Below are 17,333 nucleotides of genomic sequence, written 5' to 3' on the forward strand. Positions count from 1 at the left end.
GTTTTTTGTTGCTACAACACAAAAAAACATCCACGACGAATATGAATGCATATACACTTGTGGTCAGCTCCACTCATGATCAAGTGCCATGTCCACATCCATGCCCATCGAACCCAACGTTAAAGCGTCTGTCGCGCTGTCGCTGTTGGGGCTAGAACTGGACAACAGGCGCCTGATGCGGCTGAGTGGGAGCGAGAAACTGCCCGAAGGCCAGCGGCAGATGAAGTACAAGCCCCAGGACATGCTCAACATTCGAGCGCGGTTGGCAAACACAACGCCTGAGGCAGTCAAGAAGGCGATGGCGGTGAATACCGAATTGCCTGCAGTGGTCGTGACCCGCATGACCAAGGGCGGCATCGGCAAGACCTCAATCACCGTGAATCTGGGCACGGCCCTGGCGCTGTCTGGCTATCGAGTGCTGCTGATCGACGCCGATCCCCAAGCCTCGGCGACGAATATGCTGGGCATTGAAACCGAAACCTACCACCCGCACATCGGCACGCTGCTGCTCAAAGGCGGCGACAAGCCCGATGATTTGCGCGAGTTCATCATTCCGATTTTCAAGGACGGTTTTCTGGACTTGATCCCTTCCGACGTGGAGCTCGATTCCACTAATCCGGCGCTGATCGTTGGCATGGGACGTGAACAGAAGGCCGAAGAGTTCGTGCTGCGCAATCGCGCGTTTCTGTCCAAGCACTACGACGTTATCCTGGTGGACACCACGCCGGGCACGACGCCCGTGAGCGTGGCGTTCACCTACCTTGCCCATTTGGCTGGGAAGATCCTCACCGTGGTCGAACCCGAGGGTAGCTGCCTGCGCGCGCTGGATGCGCTGCAGTTCAACCTCGATGAAATACAGAAGTTGGCCAAGCGGCCCATCGATCTGGCGATCTTGGTGAACAAGGCGCAGATCGGCCGCAAGCATGTGGAACACAACTACGCCATCCTGACCAAGTCCTATCCGAACCGCATCCTGCCGGTGCAGATTCCGCACTCGATCGCATTCACACGCCAGATCGATGCCGATGACGTCCCCGCATCGATGCCGGTCATCCTCAAGGATCCCAACAGCAAGGCTGCCGAAAGCCTGTATCAGTTCGCTCGCGTGATTGCTAGCGAGTTCAACGTCACCCAGCCCGGCTTTGCTGCAAAGGCCTAAACCATCATGACCCCAACCACCGCGAAGCCAAAACATCAACGCATGGGCGTTTCCGAAGCCATGGATCTGGCAGCGAAGGCGCACCAGTCAGCGCTTACAGGCAAGACACCTCTGCCGGCATTTAAGCCCTATACCCCGGATGACGCAGAGCCTGCCAAGGCAGTCGAGTCCGTGGCGTCCGACGAGCGCGACATTCGCAAGATCCCGCTGGATCTGATCGATGCTAATCCGTTCGCTCCGCGCGAGGTGTACACACCCCAGGTACTGCGCGAGCGTGCCGAAAGCATCCGCACTCACGGCCAGTTCGAGGTCATCCATGTCATTCCGCATCCGGACAAGCCCGGGCGGTTCATGATTGCCGACGGCTGGACGCGCGTGACGGCAAGCCGCGAACACCTGGTTACGGACGCACTGGCCGCGCAGGTCCACCATGACCTGACTCCACTGCAGGCCGCCTGGCTCGGATACAACCACAACGAGTCGCGCGAGCAGCATTGCGATCTTGACCGGGCATTCTTCTTCGAAAAGATGTATGCCCAGGGTGCGACGCAGTCGGAAATCGCAAAGAAGACGGGAATTTCGCAGTCGCAACTGAGCTTTTACACGGCATTTCGCAAATTGCCGGAGGAGACGCTGCAGATCGTGCGACTTAATCCAAGCCGCTTTCCAGCGTACATCGCGCAGAATCTGGCAAAGGTTGCGCGCAAGGTATCCGAGGACAAGGCCAGTTCGCTGGCCTCGATCTATAGCTCCAACGGTCAATCCGTGCACTGGATGATCAACCAGTGTGCGGTCTTGCTGGACAAGAAGCCAGGTACCGAGACGAAAAAGAAAACCGGCAAGATTTTTCGCTACAGCAATGGAACGCTTCGGCAGACTGGAGCCCAGTTCGAGCTGAGCCTGCAGATCGAAGAAGACCAGCAAGAAGAGTTCAGCAAGGCCCTGGAGCAACTTCTAAGCCGGTTTGGCCAGAACGCCCTCACCGAAGTCCCTGACGCCTCTGTGCAAGCATAAGGGGAAGACGGAGCCATCAACTTTGCTTTGGCCGTGCAAGGCCGCTCACCAGAGGCGGCCCCGTGTGCCAGCCGAGGCTCAGGCGTTATTAAATATTTAATAATGTCCTTAGCGAGGGCCTTCGTAGGTCGCGACCAACGCGGGTGATGGCATGGGATGGTCGACTATTAAACATTTAATAATTGACCGCTTGCACATCAGGCACAGGTTGCCGCACCTGGCGGGGTATGTCCAGGCAACGAGTTGCTTCACCCTGCACAAGCTGGCCGGCAAGCATTGGGAACATGCTCTGAATTGAAGCGTTCACCCCTATCTTGTGCACTGTGTGCTTGCTGGATTCCTCTAAAACCAGCTTAATGTGGACCTTATTAAATATTTAATAATGAACCACCTGCCTGCAAGCCGCAGCCCGGTCCAGCCGTGACGGAAAGCCTGGCACAGGCTGTCAGGCGCTCTCTGCCGTCCACACACAGCCTGCAAGCATCTTGCGCAGCTTCAAATTCCAGCAAACACCCCTGGCTTGTGCAGTGCGCGGCTCATGATTCCCCTGCGTCCAAGCCGAGCGCTGGCTTATTAAACATTTAATAATTGACTACCTGCCTGCCAGCGGTAGGCAGGTGCCGCTGACGGCGAGCTAGCGACATGCTGTCGGTTGTCTGGGCGGCCCGGCAAGCACCTTACGCCCGCCTCAAATTCCAGCTCACACCCCTGGCTTGTGCAGCGCTTGCTTCCATGATCCATCGGAGTCCAAGCCAGCTGCCCGCTTATTAAACATTTAATAAACGCTGTCCTGAGGTTCCGTTTGGGACCCGTGGTGGCTCATCGTGAGGTCATAGGGCACGGTGCTCCGCAAGCGCATGGCTCGTTATTAAACATTTAATAATTGACCAACTGACTGCCCGCGGCAGGCCGATGCAGCCATCACGGCAAGGTTGGCAAAAGACTATCAGTTGCTCATGGACTGTTCCAAGCAGCCGAAGAGCACGTTGCACCCGTTTCGATTCCAACACTCACCCCTGCTTTGTGCGACTTACGCCTTCATGAACCCTCTGAATTCGGAGTAACCGCCGGGTTATTAAATATTTAATAACTGTGCTGGGGGGCGTACAGGTCCTCTGCGACGCGTGATCCACGCCGAGATCTCGTGAGCACATCCGTGTTTTTTACGGTGGTTTTCCAATGTGCATTGCCGGAACATAGTGCCGCAGCTGCTTCCGGCACAACCTTCTCCTGGCCAAAAGCGAGGACACAGGTGTCGGATACAGCACTTCCAATCGAGAGGCGGTACCGATGCACGATGTGAGTTCTTCCGGCCACAGGCCTGGACAGTCTGGAGATCAACGCGGATGGGATGGACTGCTCCACTGTCTGGTGCAGTGCGCTGCCATCGCCTTCGTGTTTGTGCCGCATTTCGCCCATGCACAAACCATCGGCGGCACATTTGGAGGAATCACCGATTTCCTCAAAGCGATTGCGCAGTTGCTCATCTATGAGTGGGGCTACTACATCGGCATCATCACCCTGGCCATACAGGGCTACCGCTGGAAAACCGGCCGCATCGATCTCATGCAGTTGGGTGGTTGGGGATTGGGTATTGCACTGGTGTTCTTCGCGCCGAATATCGTCTCGGATCTGCGGGCGCGCTCTGGAGGGTCCATCCAATGAGCGCCGTGCAACCGCGCCACGACGATGGGGAGTTGCTCGTGGCAGCCATGACCCGACCCACGATGATCGGAGGACTTACCCTGGGCAGTCTGGCAATGAGCTTTTACTTCCCTGGCATGGCAGCCCTAGTGACCCGTTCGTTATGGCCGGTGGCATTGATTCCGGCCTTGCTCATGGCCAGCTACATCGTCTGTCTAAAAGATGTCTACCTTTTTGGAATTATGGCCGCCGCCTGTCATCTGAAGACCTGTCCCAACAAGCGGTTCTGGGGATGCCGGCGCTATGCACCTCGCTAACGTTTTGAAAAATGCATTCGGCCTATCGCTGGGAATGCCGACGCCGCGGTGGACAAGCGCCGATGACCGCGAGCTGGCGGTCAGCGAGATGATCCCCTATACCGTCCACTACGACGACGAGACAGTCATCACCAAGGATGACGGGCTGATCCAGGTCATCAAGCTCGACGGGCTGTATTTCGAATCGTTGAGCGTGGAGCAGATCAAGCAATTCGAGCGGCAGCGCAATACCGTCCTGCGCTCCCTCGCCAACAGCGACCGCGGTATCTATGTTCACCTGATACGCCGCAAAGTGCATGCCTATCCAGCCGGCGAAGGAGGCACATGGCTTTCCCGAGAGTTCAACAACGCGTGGAGGAAGCGCAGCGAACAGCAGGCGTTCTATGCGAACGAGATCTACATTTCGATTGTTGTGAATCGATTCAGACAAGGGGCACCGGGAGTATTGGATCGCGCCTACGCATGGTTGTCAGGCACCAAGCCCGAAGAAAGCGAAATGGAGCGTTTCGAGGATCAAGCGAAGAGTCTCAACGAGGCATCGGACTTGCTGGTGAACACCCTGTCCGGGTATGGCGCCCGCAAGCTGCGCATCCAGCGCGTGCCAAACTTTGGGCACGACCCGATAGACCGAAATGCCGTGAGATCAGCCATCGAGCATTTCGACCTGGACTGGCACGGCTTCCAGCAGGCGCACGGGGACCAGCCGGCATACGGTCGCGAAGAAGTGTTGGATCATCTTGGCGGCGACTACACCGAGATTGGCCGTTTCCTGCACTACCTGATCAATCTCGAAGACGAACGCGTGCCGGTCATGGAGTTGACGCTCGACCGTGCACTGGCGACATCAGGCATCGACTTCAATATGGTCAGCAATACGCTGGCTGTTCGCAGGCTGGGTGGCAGCAGCGCTGCAGCGATGCTGAGCATGGCAGAGTGGCCTGCGCGCACGCCTTCGCGAATGCTGGATGAGTTTCTCTGCCAGCCCGTGGAGTTCATCATCACGCAATCGTTCTTTTTCACCGACCGCATCAGTGCCGAGCACGACATGCTGCAGGAGCGCCGGCGCGTCTCCGTCAACGACCATGCAGGAGCGGCGCAAGAGGACAAGGATGAGATAACGCAGGGCTTGCAAGATCTCACACGGGGCCGTTCAGTCAATGGATTGCACCATCTGACCATGCTGGTGCATGTGCCGCAAACCACGAGATTTGGCGACCCAAAAGACAACCGCCGGCAAACCTGCGCCGACCTCGATGGAGCGATCAATCTGCTGAAGAAGGCATTCGTCAACCTGGGCGTCAAGCCTGTACGCGAATGGTTTGCCGTCGAAACTTTCTTCTGGGCGCAACTCCCGGGACAGGCGCAGCATTTCATGGGGCGGCGCGCCAAGATCAAGTCTGCCAATTTCGCCGGCTTCGCATCACTCCACAACTATGCGATGGGAAAAATCGCCGGCAATCTGTGGGGCCCGGCAGTCATGCCGTTCGAGACCAAAAGCAAGACCGCTTACTACTTCAACTTCCACCGCGAGATGGAGGGAATGGTGGCCGGGCATACGGCCATCACCGCCGATACCGGCAGCGGCAAGACCACCTTGCTGAGTGCATTGATTGCCATGGCCGACAAGGCCAAACCACGGGTCTTCTGGTTCGACAACCGTGAAGGCGCGAAGGTGTTCATGCGCGCCATGGGCGGACAGCACACCACGTTGTCGGTACATGGCAATACGGGATGGAATCCCATGCAGCTGCCGGACACCGCGGAAAACCGCTCCTATTTGGTCGATCTGATGATGCTGATGCGCACCTGCTACGGCGGCCGGCTGACTCCGGATGACATCGAAAGGTTCAAGTGGGCCGTCCACGAGAACTACGAGTTGCCCCAGGCTGATCGACGCCTGCGCAATGTTGCCTGGCGCTTTGGCCAAGGTGAGCTGGCCAAGGACATGCGCGTCTGGCATGGTGCGAATGGACATCTGGGGGCGAACTGGGGCCTGTTCGACAACGAAGATGACAGCGTGGATCTGGGCAAATGCCGCCACTACTGCTATGAGATGCGGGAGCTCATCAAGGACGGCTCGGCCAGGCCGGAACTGGCAGTGGTGTTGAGCTACCCCTTCCATCGCATCGAGCAGTCGATGGATGGCGCTCCATTCATCCTGGTATTGGAAGAAGGCCAGAACCTGGTCAAGCATGCATTCTGGCGCGAGAAGATCGACGGCTACATCATGCAGATCCGCCGCAAAAACGGCCTGCTGGTGTTTGTCACACCGGATGCGAAGTACCTCTTCAGCGAAACCGACTCGATCCAGAAGCAGACCGCCACCAAGATCTTCCTGCCCAACGCCGAGGCCAGGGAGGCGGATTACGTTGATGCCTTGGGGCTCACCCCGTCTGAGTTCGAGTTCGTGCGTGACGAGCCCCTAGAGAACCGCACTTTCCTGATCCGGCGCGGCAATGAATCGATCAGGGCGAAATTTGATCTGTCCGGAATGACCCAGTTCGTGCCTTTGCTTTCGTCGAATGACAAGGGTGTCGCGCTTATGGAAACCATCATCCGCGAGATCGAAAACGATGACCCCGAAATCTGGGTGCCGGTTTTCATGCGGCGTTCAATGTCCGCTGATACGCACAATTTAGGGGTGAGAGTCGAAACGTCCTGATGGGCGTCATGTCTGTGCATTGAGAAACCGAAAGGAAATCGATGATGAAAAAGACAGTTTTGGGTGCTACTGCAGCTGCTTGCCTTGCTGCAGCGCTGGGCGCCTCCGCAGGGGGGATTCCGACGTTTGACACGGCACAGTTTGCGCAGATGCAGCAGCAGTTCAAGCAGCTGCAGGCCCAGTACAACACGCTCAAGGACCAGTATGCGGCCGTCACCGGTAGCTACGGCCGCGGACAGATTGGCCTGAATGAATCCTTGAGCTCTGCATCGGTGGTTCCCGGTTCTTGGCAGGAGGTCGTCGCCCGCCAACAGGGGGGCGCCTTCGGAGCGAAGCAGGCAAGCTACGAAAAGCTCATCAACACCTTGCTACCGAATCTGTTTGCAGATCCGCAGGCGCAGAACGCGCAGACCTACCAAATGAGCAGCGACTCCGTACGCGCTGCTCTCGCAGGCGGGGACTCTCTGTATTCGCAAGTACAGACCCACATAGGCAATCTCGCGCGCATGAGCCAGCTGGTGGACAGCACCGCCAACATCAAGGACGCGCAGGATCTGCAAAACCGCATCGCGGCGGAAAACGGGATGCTGCAAAGCGCGATCGCCAAGCTCAATGCAATGAACACCAATCTGCAGGCAAACATGGTCAACCAGCAGAACCAGGCCACAGCCGCGACACAGAGGTACTTCCGCCGCTCTGCCGAGTAGGCGCACCTGAAGCAAGCATCAACTGCAAAGGAGCATCCGCTATGGAAATTGCTGCATTTCTGCTGCCCTTGTTCATCCTGATATGGCCGCTGTGGAGGCTGGTCCGCAAGCTATGGCGCGGGTTTGCGCTATTGTTTCTCGCCGCTCTGATTTCGGGTTGCGCAAGCACGTCCAACAAGTTCGACAAGTCACCCTGCGCTTGTGACTTCGAGCTGCTCGAAACCGCAAGCCATGTAGGAAAAACCAATGCGTAGCATCTGGATTTTCCTTTCGAGCGTGGCCGCGATTGTTGCCATCGGAGGCACTGTCTATTTGATTTCCCGGCCCGAAGCCGAGTTGGCATTGTCCGGCAACGGCGAACTGCGGGCCATGTCTCCGGGGCGTCGTATTCCTGTGGCTCCGGCTGGCAATCCGCTGCTTGCAGCCAGTGAGCTTCAACTCGACATGTGGATTCCCATTTATCCAATTCCGTGTGGCGAGATCGTCTTTGGCGCCGCGGATGAGCGGGCGCGGCATTTCTCATTTTGCGTCAGGGAAATCAGGAACCGGGTGTTCTTCCATTCGAATTTGGAATTGAGCGATGAAGATGTGCTCGATCCCCGGGTCCGCGCGCACTGGCGCGCCACTGTAAGGCCCCGCTAGCCATGGCCGCCATCACTTTGCAAGGTGTTGTGAGCGCTGCGGACGGTGTGACGGAAGCCTTCTTGTCGCAGTCATATCCTGCCTTGGCTGAAGCCATCGCGACGCCGATCTACTTTGCGACGGTGCTCTACTGGGCGCTGTTTGGCTACAAGGTCTACGCCGGCTATGCCCCCGTGCAATGGAAAGACATTCTCGCGAAATGCGTGATGACAGTGGCCGTGTTTGGCACACTCCATTGGGGTGGTCTTGCCCATGTCATCTATGCAGCATTTGTTTCGTTCATGGAAGGCGCTGCCGCTACCGTCATGGCAGGCAAGCCTACAGCCCAGATGCTGGATGCGTTGTGGAGCAATGTGGATGCGGTGTCAACTCAGCTTCGTGGAGTGAGCTTTGCCCAAATTGGGATGATCTACGACGGCCTGGCACTGTTCATAGTGAACTGCCTGCTGTTTGTGCTGGCTCTCATGTATATGACGATTGCCAAGTTCGGCCTGGCCATCACGATGCTGCTGTGCCCACTGTTCATCGGTTTCCTCATGTTTCCCGAAACACGCCAATGGTTCATGAACTGGGTCAGCCAGATGCTTACCTTTTCCTTCATGTACATCCTGGTCATTGCCATCGTTCGCCTCGGATTTATTACCTTTGGCGATGCCATCGAAACGGCGGGTGCGCTGGCCGCGTCGAATGCATTTGCAAACACATCTCAGACCGCCCAGCTCATCATTGTGGAAGGCGTGTTGATCCTTTTCATGCTAGGGGTGCGGAGCTGGGCCGCAGCTTTATCCGGTGGTGCAGCTTCCTCGACCGGCATGCTGGTCACGGTAGCCCGTATGGCAATGGGCCGGGGAGCGCGCTGATGAAGGCCGGCGCTCATACCGCCCTGGGCGACAGCGCCACACAGGCGGTGCAGCTGGGCGGTACAAACCGGCTCAAGCAGGAGCGCAACCGCGCCTATCTGTTTATCGGCCTGCTGCTGTTTGTGATCGGTGGACTCGCCAGTGCGGTGACGGTGCTGGCCAGCATCCACACCGTGATTCCTGTGGTGTCGGTGGTCGATGCCAATGGACATGTGGTCAAGCAGCAGGTGGTCAGCCGCGAGACGATCACTGGGCAGGATGCATTCGTGCAAAGCCAGGTGTATGACTTCATCATGTACTGCAACACCTTTGATCCGGACTGGCGCCAGCGGTTCGCCGATCTCTGTCGCCTGCACTCCACCCAGGCCGTGGCTGCCTTGTACGACAAGGAAACCAGCGTCGAAAACCCCAACAACCCGTACTACCAGATCGGCCCTGGCGGCCGCCGCTATCCAAAGATCACGGGCATCACGTCGTTGGGCAAGGACGCATTTCAAGTGTCGTTCCAGTCCATTACCGAGAAAGCTGGCAGCTTGCCGAAAACCGACTATTACACCGCGCTCGTCCAAAGCACCTTTACCTTCAAGCCGCTCGCCATCGGCGACCGATGGGAGAACGCCCTTGGCTTCGCGACGACGGCCTATCGCAAGGACCAGGAACTCAGCCGCCAGTGAACGGCTTCACGCAGAAAGCAGCCCATGAGAATTCGCAACTATCCCCTGGTTTGTGCATTTCTAGCCACCGCATCGGTTTCTCTGTTGCCGGCACATGCGGCCAAGACGCCACGACCGCTGGCAGCGGATGATCGCGTGAAGCAGGTTCTCTATGACCCGAACCAGGTCTATGAGATTGTGGGTACCTATGGCTATCAGACCTCGGTCGAGTTTGCCGCGGATGAAAAGGTCAAGGTCGTATCGCTCGGCGACACCATCGCCTGGCAGACCGTACCCTACCAGAACCGACTCTTTCTCAAGCCTGTGGAGCCCAACGCGGCAACGAACCTGACAGTGCTCACGGACAAGCGCACCTACTATTTCACCCTCACCAGCGCGCGCAAGCAGGCGGGCATGACATTTCTGGTGCGCTTCGTGTATCCGGGTGCCAGCGTAGCCGTGGCAGCCAGCACACAGGAGCCAAAGCGCTCAGTCACACTGGCGGAACCAAGCTCGCGCAATTCTGATTACGCGACATCGGGAGACAAGACGGCCATTCCCCTGCGCCGAGCCTATGACGATGGCCAGTTCACCTATTTCCTGTTTGACCAAGGCGCGGAAATTCCTTCCGTCTATACGGTGGGGCCGGATGGCTCGGAGTCCATTGTCAACACGCGGCGCGAGGGTCACTACCTCGTTGTCGAGCGCATGGCTAGTTTGTTCACCCTGCGCAATGGCACTGCCCATCTTTGCGTACAGAACAATGCATTGCCCCGCCGGCCAGGAGATCGGCTAAATTTGCACAAGGTGGGGGTGAGCTGATATGTCCAGTGCATCGCTTGACCCGCAGGAAGAGCGCGAAGCAGCGGTGCGGGAATGGGAAAAGCAGACCCACACCTCGCTCGTGGCAAATGGTCGCAGGAAAAAACTCAGCGGCATAGCCATTGCCACTGGTGCAGCGGCCTTGCTGGTCACCTTCTGGTATGTGAAGCAAAGCGCGGGCGACCCCGTCATGCCTGCCGCCAATTTGAGCATTCCAGAACGCAAGCCGGTACCCAAGCTCAAGGGCCAGGAACCCGAGACCACCGCAACTCCCGCCATGATAAGTGCGCAGCCTACCGACGACCCCATGCGGGTGCAGCGCGAACAGATGGAAATGCAGCGTCAGGAGCAGCAGCGCCGCATGCTGGAAGCCCGAATGAAGTCTGGCCTTATCGCGCCCAACACCCAGAACACGGCAGCGGCCCTGCCACCAGGTATGGACTCCCTGGAGCCTGCAACGGCCCCTGTGCTGGGCGGTGGGTCTGCCGAGCGCGGCGCGCAGGATCAGAATTCCCGGTTCGCGCGTGCGGTGTCGGGCGGCGGCGTGCCGGTGAGCAAGGCCAGTCAGGTCGGACACCTTCCCTACAAGATACTTCAGGGCAAGTTGATCGAGGCCGTGCTGGAGCCCCGGGCCACCTCGGATCTTCCGGGCATGCTCTGCGCCACCGTCCAGCGCGATATTTATGGCGCACAGGAGCGCAACACGCTGATCCCCTGGGGCTCGCGCATCTGCGGCGTGTACAGCGCCGACGTCCGCAAAGGCCAGGACAGGCTGTTCGTCATCTGGAACATGCTGCGTCGTCCTGATGGCGTTCAAGTGGCGCTCGACAGCGCGGGTGCCGACCAGCTGGGAACGGCCGGTATGGGAGGCCATGTCGATACGCACTTCGCACAGGTCTTTGGCATGTCTGCGCTGCTCTCCATCATTGGCGCCGGCGCGTCGAATATGGGTGTCGGTTCGACCGACCAATACAACTCGGCTGCTGCCTACCGGCAGTCGGTGCAACAGGCCGCAGCGCAGACCTCGCAATCGGTGCTGCAGCCCTACATTGCTACTCCGCCCACGATCGCCGTGCCACCAGGCTCGCGCGTGCGCATCTACGTCAACCGGGACCTCGACTTCAGTCCCATCTACGAAGATGAGATCATGGCCGTGCAGCGCTGGGACGCCGTGGAATTCATCCAGTGAAGGCGCAGTCATGTCACAGATTGCCTCCTTCCGCTCCAAGTTATCGCTGCTGACGCATTACCTCGACGACCAGCAGGTGACCGAGATCCAGATCAATCGGCCTGGCGAGCTGTGGCTGAGAAGGAAGGGTTCGTACTACGCGCAGCAGATTGCCGTGCCAGGCCTGACATACGCGCTGCTGTCCTCGCTGGCGGAAGTCACAGCCTCCTTCAAGAGCCTTGAGGTCGATCGGGCTACGCCCATTCTGTCGGCCGAAATTCCGGTCAACCTGGAAGATGGCATTCCTGACTTTGAACGCGGCTCGTACCGTACGGAAATGATTCTCCCGCCCGTGGTGCCGGAGAGAACCATTGCCATGACGATCCGCAAGCAGTCGCTGGTAAGGATGACCTTGCCCACCTATGTTGAGCAGGGGGCGTTCCGCTTCGTGAATAGCGACGTCGAAGTCGGCCCCTGTTCAGACCGGCGCTTGTTGGCGCTCTACAAAGCCGGGCATTGGGCCGAGTTCCTGCAAACCGCAGTGCTCGCGCGCAAGAACATCGCCATCTCTGCGGGCACCTATTGCGGCAAGACCACTTGCTTGAACGCACTGGTCCAAGACATTCCCACGTACGAGCGCATTGTCACGATCGAGGATTCACGTGAGATCGATCCCGCGCAACCGAACTGCGTGCGGCTTTCCTATGCCCGCCACCAGGCAACCGACCAGACCGCAGTAACCCCCGCAACACTGCTGCGCTCATGCATGCGCCTGACACCCGACCGCGTGATCATGGGCGAAGTCCGTGGCCCCGAAGCGGTCGAGTTCCTGGGCCTGCTCAACACTGGTCACAAGGGAACCCTGACCACCATCCACACCGATTCACCGGCAGAGATGTACGACCGCTTTGGCGAGCTGATGGATGGCCATACCTCCTTGACGCGTGACCAGGTCATCGAACGCGTCAAACGTCGCATCGACGTAGTGGTCCAGTGGAAATACACCGAGCGCGACGGCCGCTACATTTCGGAAATTCACTATGCGGGTGCGTAGCTTTATCACGGTCTTGGCCGGCCTTTTGCCATGCATTGCGGCGCTGGCCCAGCCGGCAGCGTCTCAGTCGTTTGACGAGCTCGCCGCCCAGTGCGCACCTGACATCCATCCATCCACGCTCAAAGCTGTCCTGAGCACCGAGTCGTCGTGGAATCCCTACGCAATTGGCGTCGTTGGCGGCAAGCTTGAGCGTCAGCCGCGTAACTTGGCCGAAGCAGTTGCCGCCGCGCATGAGCTGGAACGACAAGGCTTCAACTTCTCTCTGGGACTGGGCCAGGTGAACCGCCATAACCTGGCGAAGCACGGTGAGACCTATGCCACCATCTTAGAGCCGTGCCGCAATCTCAAGGTCGGCGGGATCATCCTAAAAGACTGCTTTCAGCGCGCGAAGAAAACCATAGCCGATGAACAGAATGCATTGAGGGCGGCTTTCAGTTGCTACTTCTCCGGGAATTTCACGCGAGGATTCCGCCCGGGCAGTGCTGGCCAGCCGAGCTATGTACAGAAGGTTGTTGCCAATGCTTCCGGCCAGGCGCCGCCGGTACCGGTGGTCCCGGCAATCGAGCCACAAAGCTCGGACGACCCCGCGGCTGTTCGCGCCGCTGTCCGGCCAGCTGAGCGCACGAAGCAGACCGAGACACCTTCTCGATGGGTTGTATTTGCCGAAAGTGCCAGACCAAGCGATCCACCCGTCGTTCAGCTGCGAGAAGACGCGGCAAATGAATCAACCGTCAAGGTTCGATTCGTGACGCCAACCCCTGTTGTGGCCCATTCTGCTTTTGTGGAACAAGGTCCAGGGAAGGGTAAGCCACTGGCGCGGCAGCTTGAAGCTGCAAGCAGCGATCGACAGGATGCGCCATTTGTCCAGTTTGTCCATTGACAGGCGCTTGCGGTGAGAACGATCCATTCAGGAGAAACGCCATGAGAACATTTCTGGTCGCGGCACTCTTCACCAGTGCTGCAGCGTCTGCATATGCGTCGGATTACGGCTGCAAGGTGCTGCTTTGCCTCTCCAACCCAGCTTCGAATGGTGGCCCTAAAGGTGTCGCCGAGTGCGTCCCTCCGATCAATCAGCTTTTTCACGATCTACGCAAAGGCAGGCCTTTTCCAAGTTGCGATATCGCCGATGGCAATGATGGGTCGAGCTACGCCAGAGTAGTCTTTGACCCATATGATCCTTGTCCTGCATTATTGCAACCGGCCCTGCCAGGCTCCTATGTGACGCGAGGCATGCGAGCCTCAGCCTATGAAACTAGGCACAGTGGTAGTCGTGGGTACATAGTCCAAAAGGAGCCGAAAATATCTGAACCACCGGGACTCGACGGCCAGAGCCTGGGTCCACGCGCCTGTGTTGGAAAACTGGTCGGCTCGTATCACCTTGGGGATTATGACGACAACTCTACCGTGGCTGTGTATGACCAGGTGATCTGGCAACCGGCGCACCCTCCTCAGGCCATCGACGTGTTCATCAATAATGCATTGCATCAGCGCGTACGCTGGTAGGCGCAGGTTGAGCGAGTCGTCGATCTGTCCTGCATCCTAGACACGCGGCATCTGTTTTCTCAACGGAGCCGGTGTAAGGTTGCTGGACAAGCCTGGCGTTAGCCTGCTTAGGCTGATCTGAGTCATCCAGGGTCGAGTGCATGAACGGCAGCACCCGCGAACATCAGTGGTTGAACGTTGTATATCCTGAACGACCTCCACACTTGGGGACGGCAGCACGATTGCGCGATTCGTCAAGTATCGGCGTGAAAGACTGCTTCTGCGGTCGTGACAGGGTTGTATCGACCAGTTGAATTCGCAACCTTGAGACGACGTTCGGCGGCATGCTCCAAAGGCGTCATTAATTCTAAATACAGCTTAACTGCGAAAAAATACGTGCCGCTAGAGAGCTATAGTTGGGGCTCAGTGCGACGGAAGTTAGCGGAATTTTTAGATTCAGGATTTTAAAGCGGAATCCGATTGCAAGTTATTTAAAAAATTACTCAGTGCCTAATTTAATCTGCAGTCCATAAATTTAGTAGGTTCTCCAGAATACATCTCATTATGCCTTAGGAATAGAATGAACTGGTTTGTTAATATCGTGTCCGTAACCGCAGGGATTTTATCTCTCACCGGTGTCTCGGCGAAGGATTTGCGAAAGTCCCAGGGACAGGCCAGTGACGACCGCATATCGCGAAGTTCGTCGAATTTCTTCAGAGTAGGAACATACTCTTGGCACCAATCGCCGTCGAAGTTCAGTCTTCGGCGATTCAAAGCATTCAGGAAATAAAACAGTGTACAGAGCACATAAGTGATGAATGTCGCGATGAAGGATAATTAACTCTTTAAAATAAACGACTCCGAGTTATTTTTCTTTGAGTAATAAAGATTAAGAAAAGATATAGATAAATTAAAAAGGGGGGGTAAATGACAAGCGCGAAAAGCTTCCAGGACATAATGGAATCTATTTCTGTTGGAAGATCGGGGCAGTTTTATCTGCTTAAAAAAGCACTGACTGATGTTTTGGTCGAGGATACGTTCATTCGGCTGAGAAATAAGCTTGATTTGCTTACGCCCTCAGATTTTGTTCGACCGGATTACTGGCCAACGTATTCAAAAGATTGGCAGCAGGTGCGGAGCGCAGCATCGTCTACGTGGAAACATAGCTTGCCTGCCGGACCGGTCACACATGAAGTTACGGTCTTGGCATCTGCGATGGTGCATCCATTCGTGCGTCATCCCCTAATCCTGCCCAAAGCCGATATGTTTGAACATCGGCTCGGCTACCTTCTAATTCTAGAAATGAGCGTCAAAGAAATCGCATCTGGCAGGGAAACGGACTATCTTTTTGTGCAGAGAGATCTTGTTCCAGATCCGCTCGATGATTCTTGGGACAACTATTTCGAAGGGATTCCTGCAGCAGCCTTCGTGGAGCCTTTCTATTATGAGGGTGGAGCATCACGCATAGAACGCATGAGCTTTCGCAAGGTTGCGGCTGCACGAGGCGAAGTCAACCGAAAGGTGTTGGATGCCTATGATGTTGGTAATGCGGTGTCGACTTTCGGGCTTCATCGAACCATCGGCGGCTCCATGCAACTTGCCCTTCCGGCGGGGTCATCTCAAACCAGCATTGCTATCACTGCGCACAACAGCCGACTGCGTGCGGGCGTTAGCCGAACCTCCGCCGGCGACATGATCCGTTGGGCTACCGAGTGCGTGAGCAAGCTATCGGACAAGCAAGACACCACCATCTCTAGCTCCGCTTTTCTATCCAGCATGGCGAAACCCTTGGAAACGCTGCTCAGAGCAATTCCTGTAAGCTTGGTGTTTGATCATCTTGCAATCGAGCAAGAACAAGAAGAACTTCTGAGCAATGGGTTTCACGGCTGGCAACCATTCAACGGTTCACCCGTTCAAAGCTTTGAAAATTTCATTGATGCCCTGAGGGAACCTATAGAATTTGATCCAACACCATGCTATGAAGACGGCCGCCCAGATGTGAATAGTTCGGGTAAAAAGGAGAAGTTCTTTTTTCCGGTGGGATGGCAGTCTCTAGGTGCTGACGAGCCGGATGTGAAGCTTCGTATCACCGCTAAGACCTGTCGTGTGATCATGGCAGCAAAGTTTGGTGCTTTCGATGTTGATGCAAGTGGAAAGCTCCTTACTTCAGGAAGTGTTGTATCGCGCATGCGGGCGATGCGTGTCAGCTTCAATCACGGGCGCGCGATGTATTGCTTAGACGGAGCATTTGAACTGTCGAACCTACCGCTTAGTATCAGACAGCTCTCAAATATGCTCGTCGGTATTCGTGAACTCGATACTGTTCATAGCGAAAAGGGTTCTAACCCTGCTCCGTCCGACACGAATTTTGGGAGTGACAGTTCGTTTTGGGCTATTGAGAATTCGAAGATTGTTGAGAAGAGCTCTATCCTAATCTGTGATGACGCTACCGACGAATGGTGCGATTATTTGGAAATCAGTACCACCACGCCGAAAATGCGCTGGCTGCATGCCAAGGTTCAACAGAAAGAAAAGCAGAAAGATAAGGTTGCAAGAAAAGCAGCAATAACTATGGCTAAAAAGGGAAATTCGAAGAACCACATCCCGAAAAATACACAGCCTATGTCATCCAGTGATTCTTTGAGCGCATCCGACCTTCAGGAGGTTATTAGTCAAGCGATTAAAAATTTGGGCCGTCTTCGAATGCAGGTCGATGACGAAGAAACGAAAAAAAGAATAAATCGCTGGACCACTGAACTATGTACTTTACCCGCGTCCGCAAATATTAGCCGCATGCGTCAGCAGCCTAAGCCGTCGATATCCATCAAGGACAGGATCGAGGTTGTGATTTCGAGTCCTCTGGCTGTATTAGAAGTTGGAGTGGTAATTCCGAACTATTCAGCCAAGGCTTTAAAGAGTGCATTCAGCGAGATCGGAAAATCACAAGTTGAACCGCAGGTAGTGCAGGCTTTTTGGCTGCTCAGCAGCTTCATGAATTCTTGTCTAGAGGTGGGGGCAACCCCGTATGCATTTATGCGAGACTAATCTAGTCCTATGGAGAAAGCTCAGCTGTGTTGTTAAGGGTAGGGCTTCTTCACTGGAATACACTATCTCATTAATTACGGCGGTTCCGCTGGAGTTCTTTGTGT

Annotated in this window: 16 protein-coding genes and 1 pseudogene; all 17 read left to right on the top strand. The window is 56.3% G+C overall.

Features of this window, described 5'->3' with window-relative positions; genetic code table 11:
* Positions 1-88: 88 nt before the first annotated feature.
* The gene (locus tag HUK68_RS22250) at positions 89-1,159 is read left to right on the top strand and encodes a ParA family protein (RefSeq protein ID WP_175506464.1); all 1,071 of its coding nucleotides are present in this window, start codon (positions 89-91) and stop codon (positions 1,157-1,159) included.
* A 6-nt stretch (positions 1,160-1,165) separates the two neighbouring features.
* Positions 1,166-2,173 carry a ParB/RepB/Spo0J family partition protein gene (locus HUK68_RS22255; protein ID WP_175506465.1) on the top strand — a complete coding sequence of 336 codons (1,008 nt, stop codon included), beginning with the start codon at positions 1,166-1,168 and terminating at the stop codon, positions 2,171-2,173.
* Positions 2,174-3,463: 1,290 nt separating this feature from the next.
* Complete coding sequence (locus tag HUK68_RS22260; protein WP_175506466.1) at positions 3,464-3,838, top strand: TrbC/VirB2 family protein; 375 nt, start codon at positions 3,464-3,466, stop codon at positions 3,836-3,838.
* A complete protein-coding gene (locus HUK68_RS22265; protein ID WP_175506467.1) occupies positions 3,835-4,134 on the top strand; it encodes a VirB3 family type IV secretion system protein in 300 nt (99 codons plus the stop codon). Before HUK68_RS22260 ends, HUK68_RS22265 begins: the two co-directional genes overlap by 4 nt.
* On the top strand, positions 4,121-6,796 hold the full coding sequence (locus HUK68_RS22270; protein WP_175506468.1) for a VirB4 family type IV secretion/conjugal transfer ATPase: 2,676 nt from the start codon (positions 4,121-4,123) through the stop codon (positions 6,794-6,796). Before HUK68_RS22265 ends, HUK68_RS22270 begins: the two co-directional genes overlap by 14 nt.
* Positions 6,797-6,840: 44 nt before the next feature.
* Positions 6,841-7,503: a TrbJ/VirB5 family protein gene (locus tag HUK68_RS22275; RefSeq protein WP_175506469.1), complete on the top strand. Its 663-nt coding sequence runs from the start codon at positions 6,841-6,843 to the stop codon at positions 7,501-7,503.
* Positions 7,504-7,544: 41 nt separating this feature from the next.
* Positions 7,545-7,757 carry a hypothetical protein gene (locus tag HUK68_RS22280; RefSeq protein WP_175506470.1) on the top strand — a complete coding sequence of 71 codons (213 nt, stop codon included), beginning with the start codon at positions 7,545-7,547 and terminating at the stop codon, positions 7,755-7,757.
* Entirely contained in the window at positions 7,750-8,145 is a 396-nt protein-coding gene (locus HUK68_RS22285) for a hypothetical protein (RefSeq protein WP_175506471.1), read from the top strand. Before HUK68_RS22280 ends, HUK68_RS22285 begins: the two co-directional genes overlap by 8 nt.
* Before the next feature lie 2 nt (positions 8,146-8,147).
* Complete coding sequence (locus tag HUK68_RS22290; RefSeq protein ID WP_175506472.1) at positions 8,148-9,005, top strand: TrbL/VirB6 family protein; 858 nt, start codon at positions 8,148-8,150, stop codon at positions 9,003-9,005.
* On the top strand, positions 9,005-9,679 hold the full coding sequence (locus HUK68_RS22295) for a VirB8 family type IV secretion system protein (protein WP_175506473.1): 675 nt from the start codon (positions 9,005-9,007) through the stop codon (positions 9,677-9,679). The genes HUK68_RS22290 and HUK68_RS22295 overlap by 1 nt, the downstream gene beginning before the upstream one ends.
* A gap of 96 nt (positions 9,680-9,775) precedes the next feature.
* Positions 9,776-10,480, top strand: a pseudogene (gene virB9 / locus HUK68_RS22300) (P-type conjugative transfer protein VirB9); the annotation flags it as partial.
* 1 nt (position 10,481) lies between these two features.
* Positions 10,482-11,669 (top strand): TrbI/VirB10 family protein, encoded by a 1,188-nt coding sequence (locus HUK68_RS22305; protein ID WP_175506475.1) that lies wholly within the window; start codon positions 10,482-10,484, stop codon positions 11,667-11,669.
* Between the two features lie 10 nt (positions 11,670-11,679).
* On the top strand, positions 11,680-12,702 hold the full coding sequence (gene virB11 / locus HUK68_RS22310) for a P-type DNA transfer ATPase VirB11 (RefSeq protein ID WP_175506476.1): 1,023 nt from the start codon (positions 11,680-11,682) through the stop codon (positions 12,700-12,702).
* A complete protein-coding gene (locus HUK68_RS22315) occupies positions 12,689-13,582 on the top strand; it encodes a lytic transglycosylase domain-containing protein (protein ID WP_175506477.1) in 894 nt (297 codons plus the stop codon). The genes virB11 and HUK68_RS22315 overlap by 14 nt, the downstream gene beginning before the upstream one ends.
* Positions 13,583-13,623: 41 nt before the next feature.
* The gene (locus HUK68_RS22320; protein WP_175506478.1) at positions 13,624-14,205 is read left to right on the top strand and encodes a hypothetical protein; all 582 of its coding nucleotides are present in this window, start codon (positions 13,624-13,626) and stop codon (positions 14,203-14,205) included.
* A gap of 669 nt (positions 14,206-14,874) precedes the next feature.
* A complete protein-coding gene (locus HUK68_RS23545) occupies positions 14,875-15,021 on the top strand; it encodes a DUF6650 family protein (RefSeq protein WP_491523269.1) in 147 nt (48 codons plus the stop codon).
* A gap of 120 nt (positions 15,022-15,141) precedes the next feature.
* Positions 15,142-17,229 carry a hypothetical protein gene (locus HUK68_RS22325; protein WP_175506479.1) on the top strand — a complete coding sequence of 696 codons (2,088 nt, stop codon included), beginning with the start codon at positions 15,142-15,144 and terminating at the stop codon, positions 17,227-17,229.
* The last annotated feature ends 104 nt before the right edge of the window (positions 17,230-17,333 follow it).

Origin of the sequence: Comamonas antarctica (genome assembly GCF_013363755.1) — a bacterium.
In the GTDB taxonomy this organism is placed as follows: domain Bacteria; phylum Pseudomonadota; class Gammaproteobacteria; order Burkholderiales; family Burkholderiaceae_C; genus Comamonas; species Comamonas antarctica.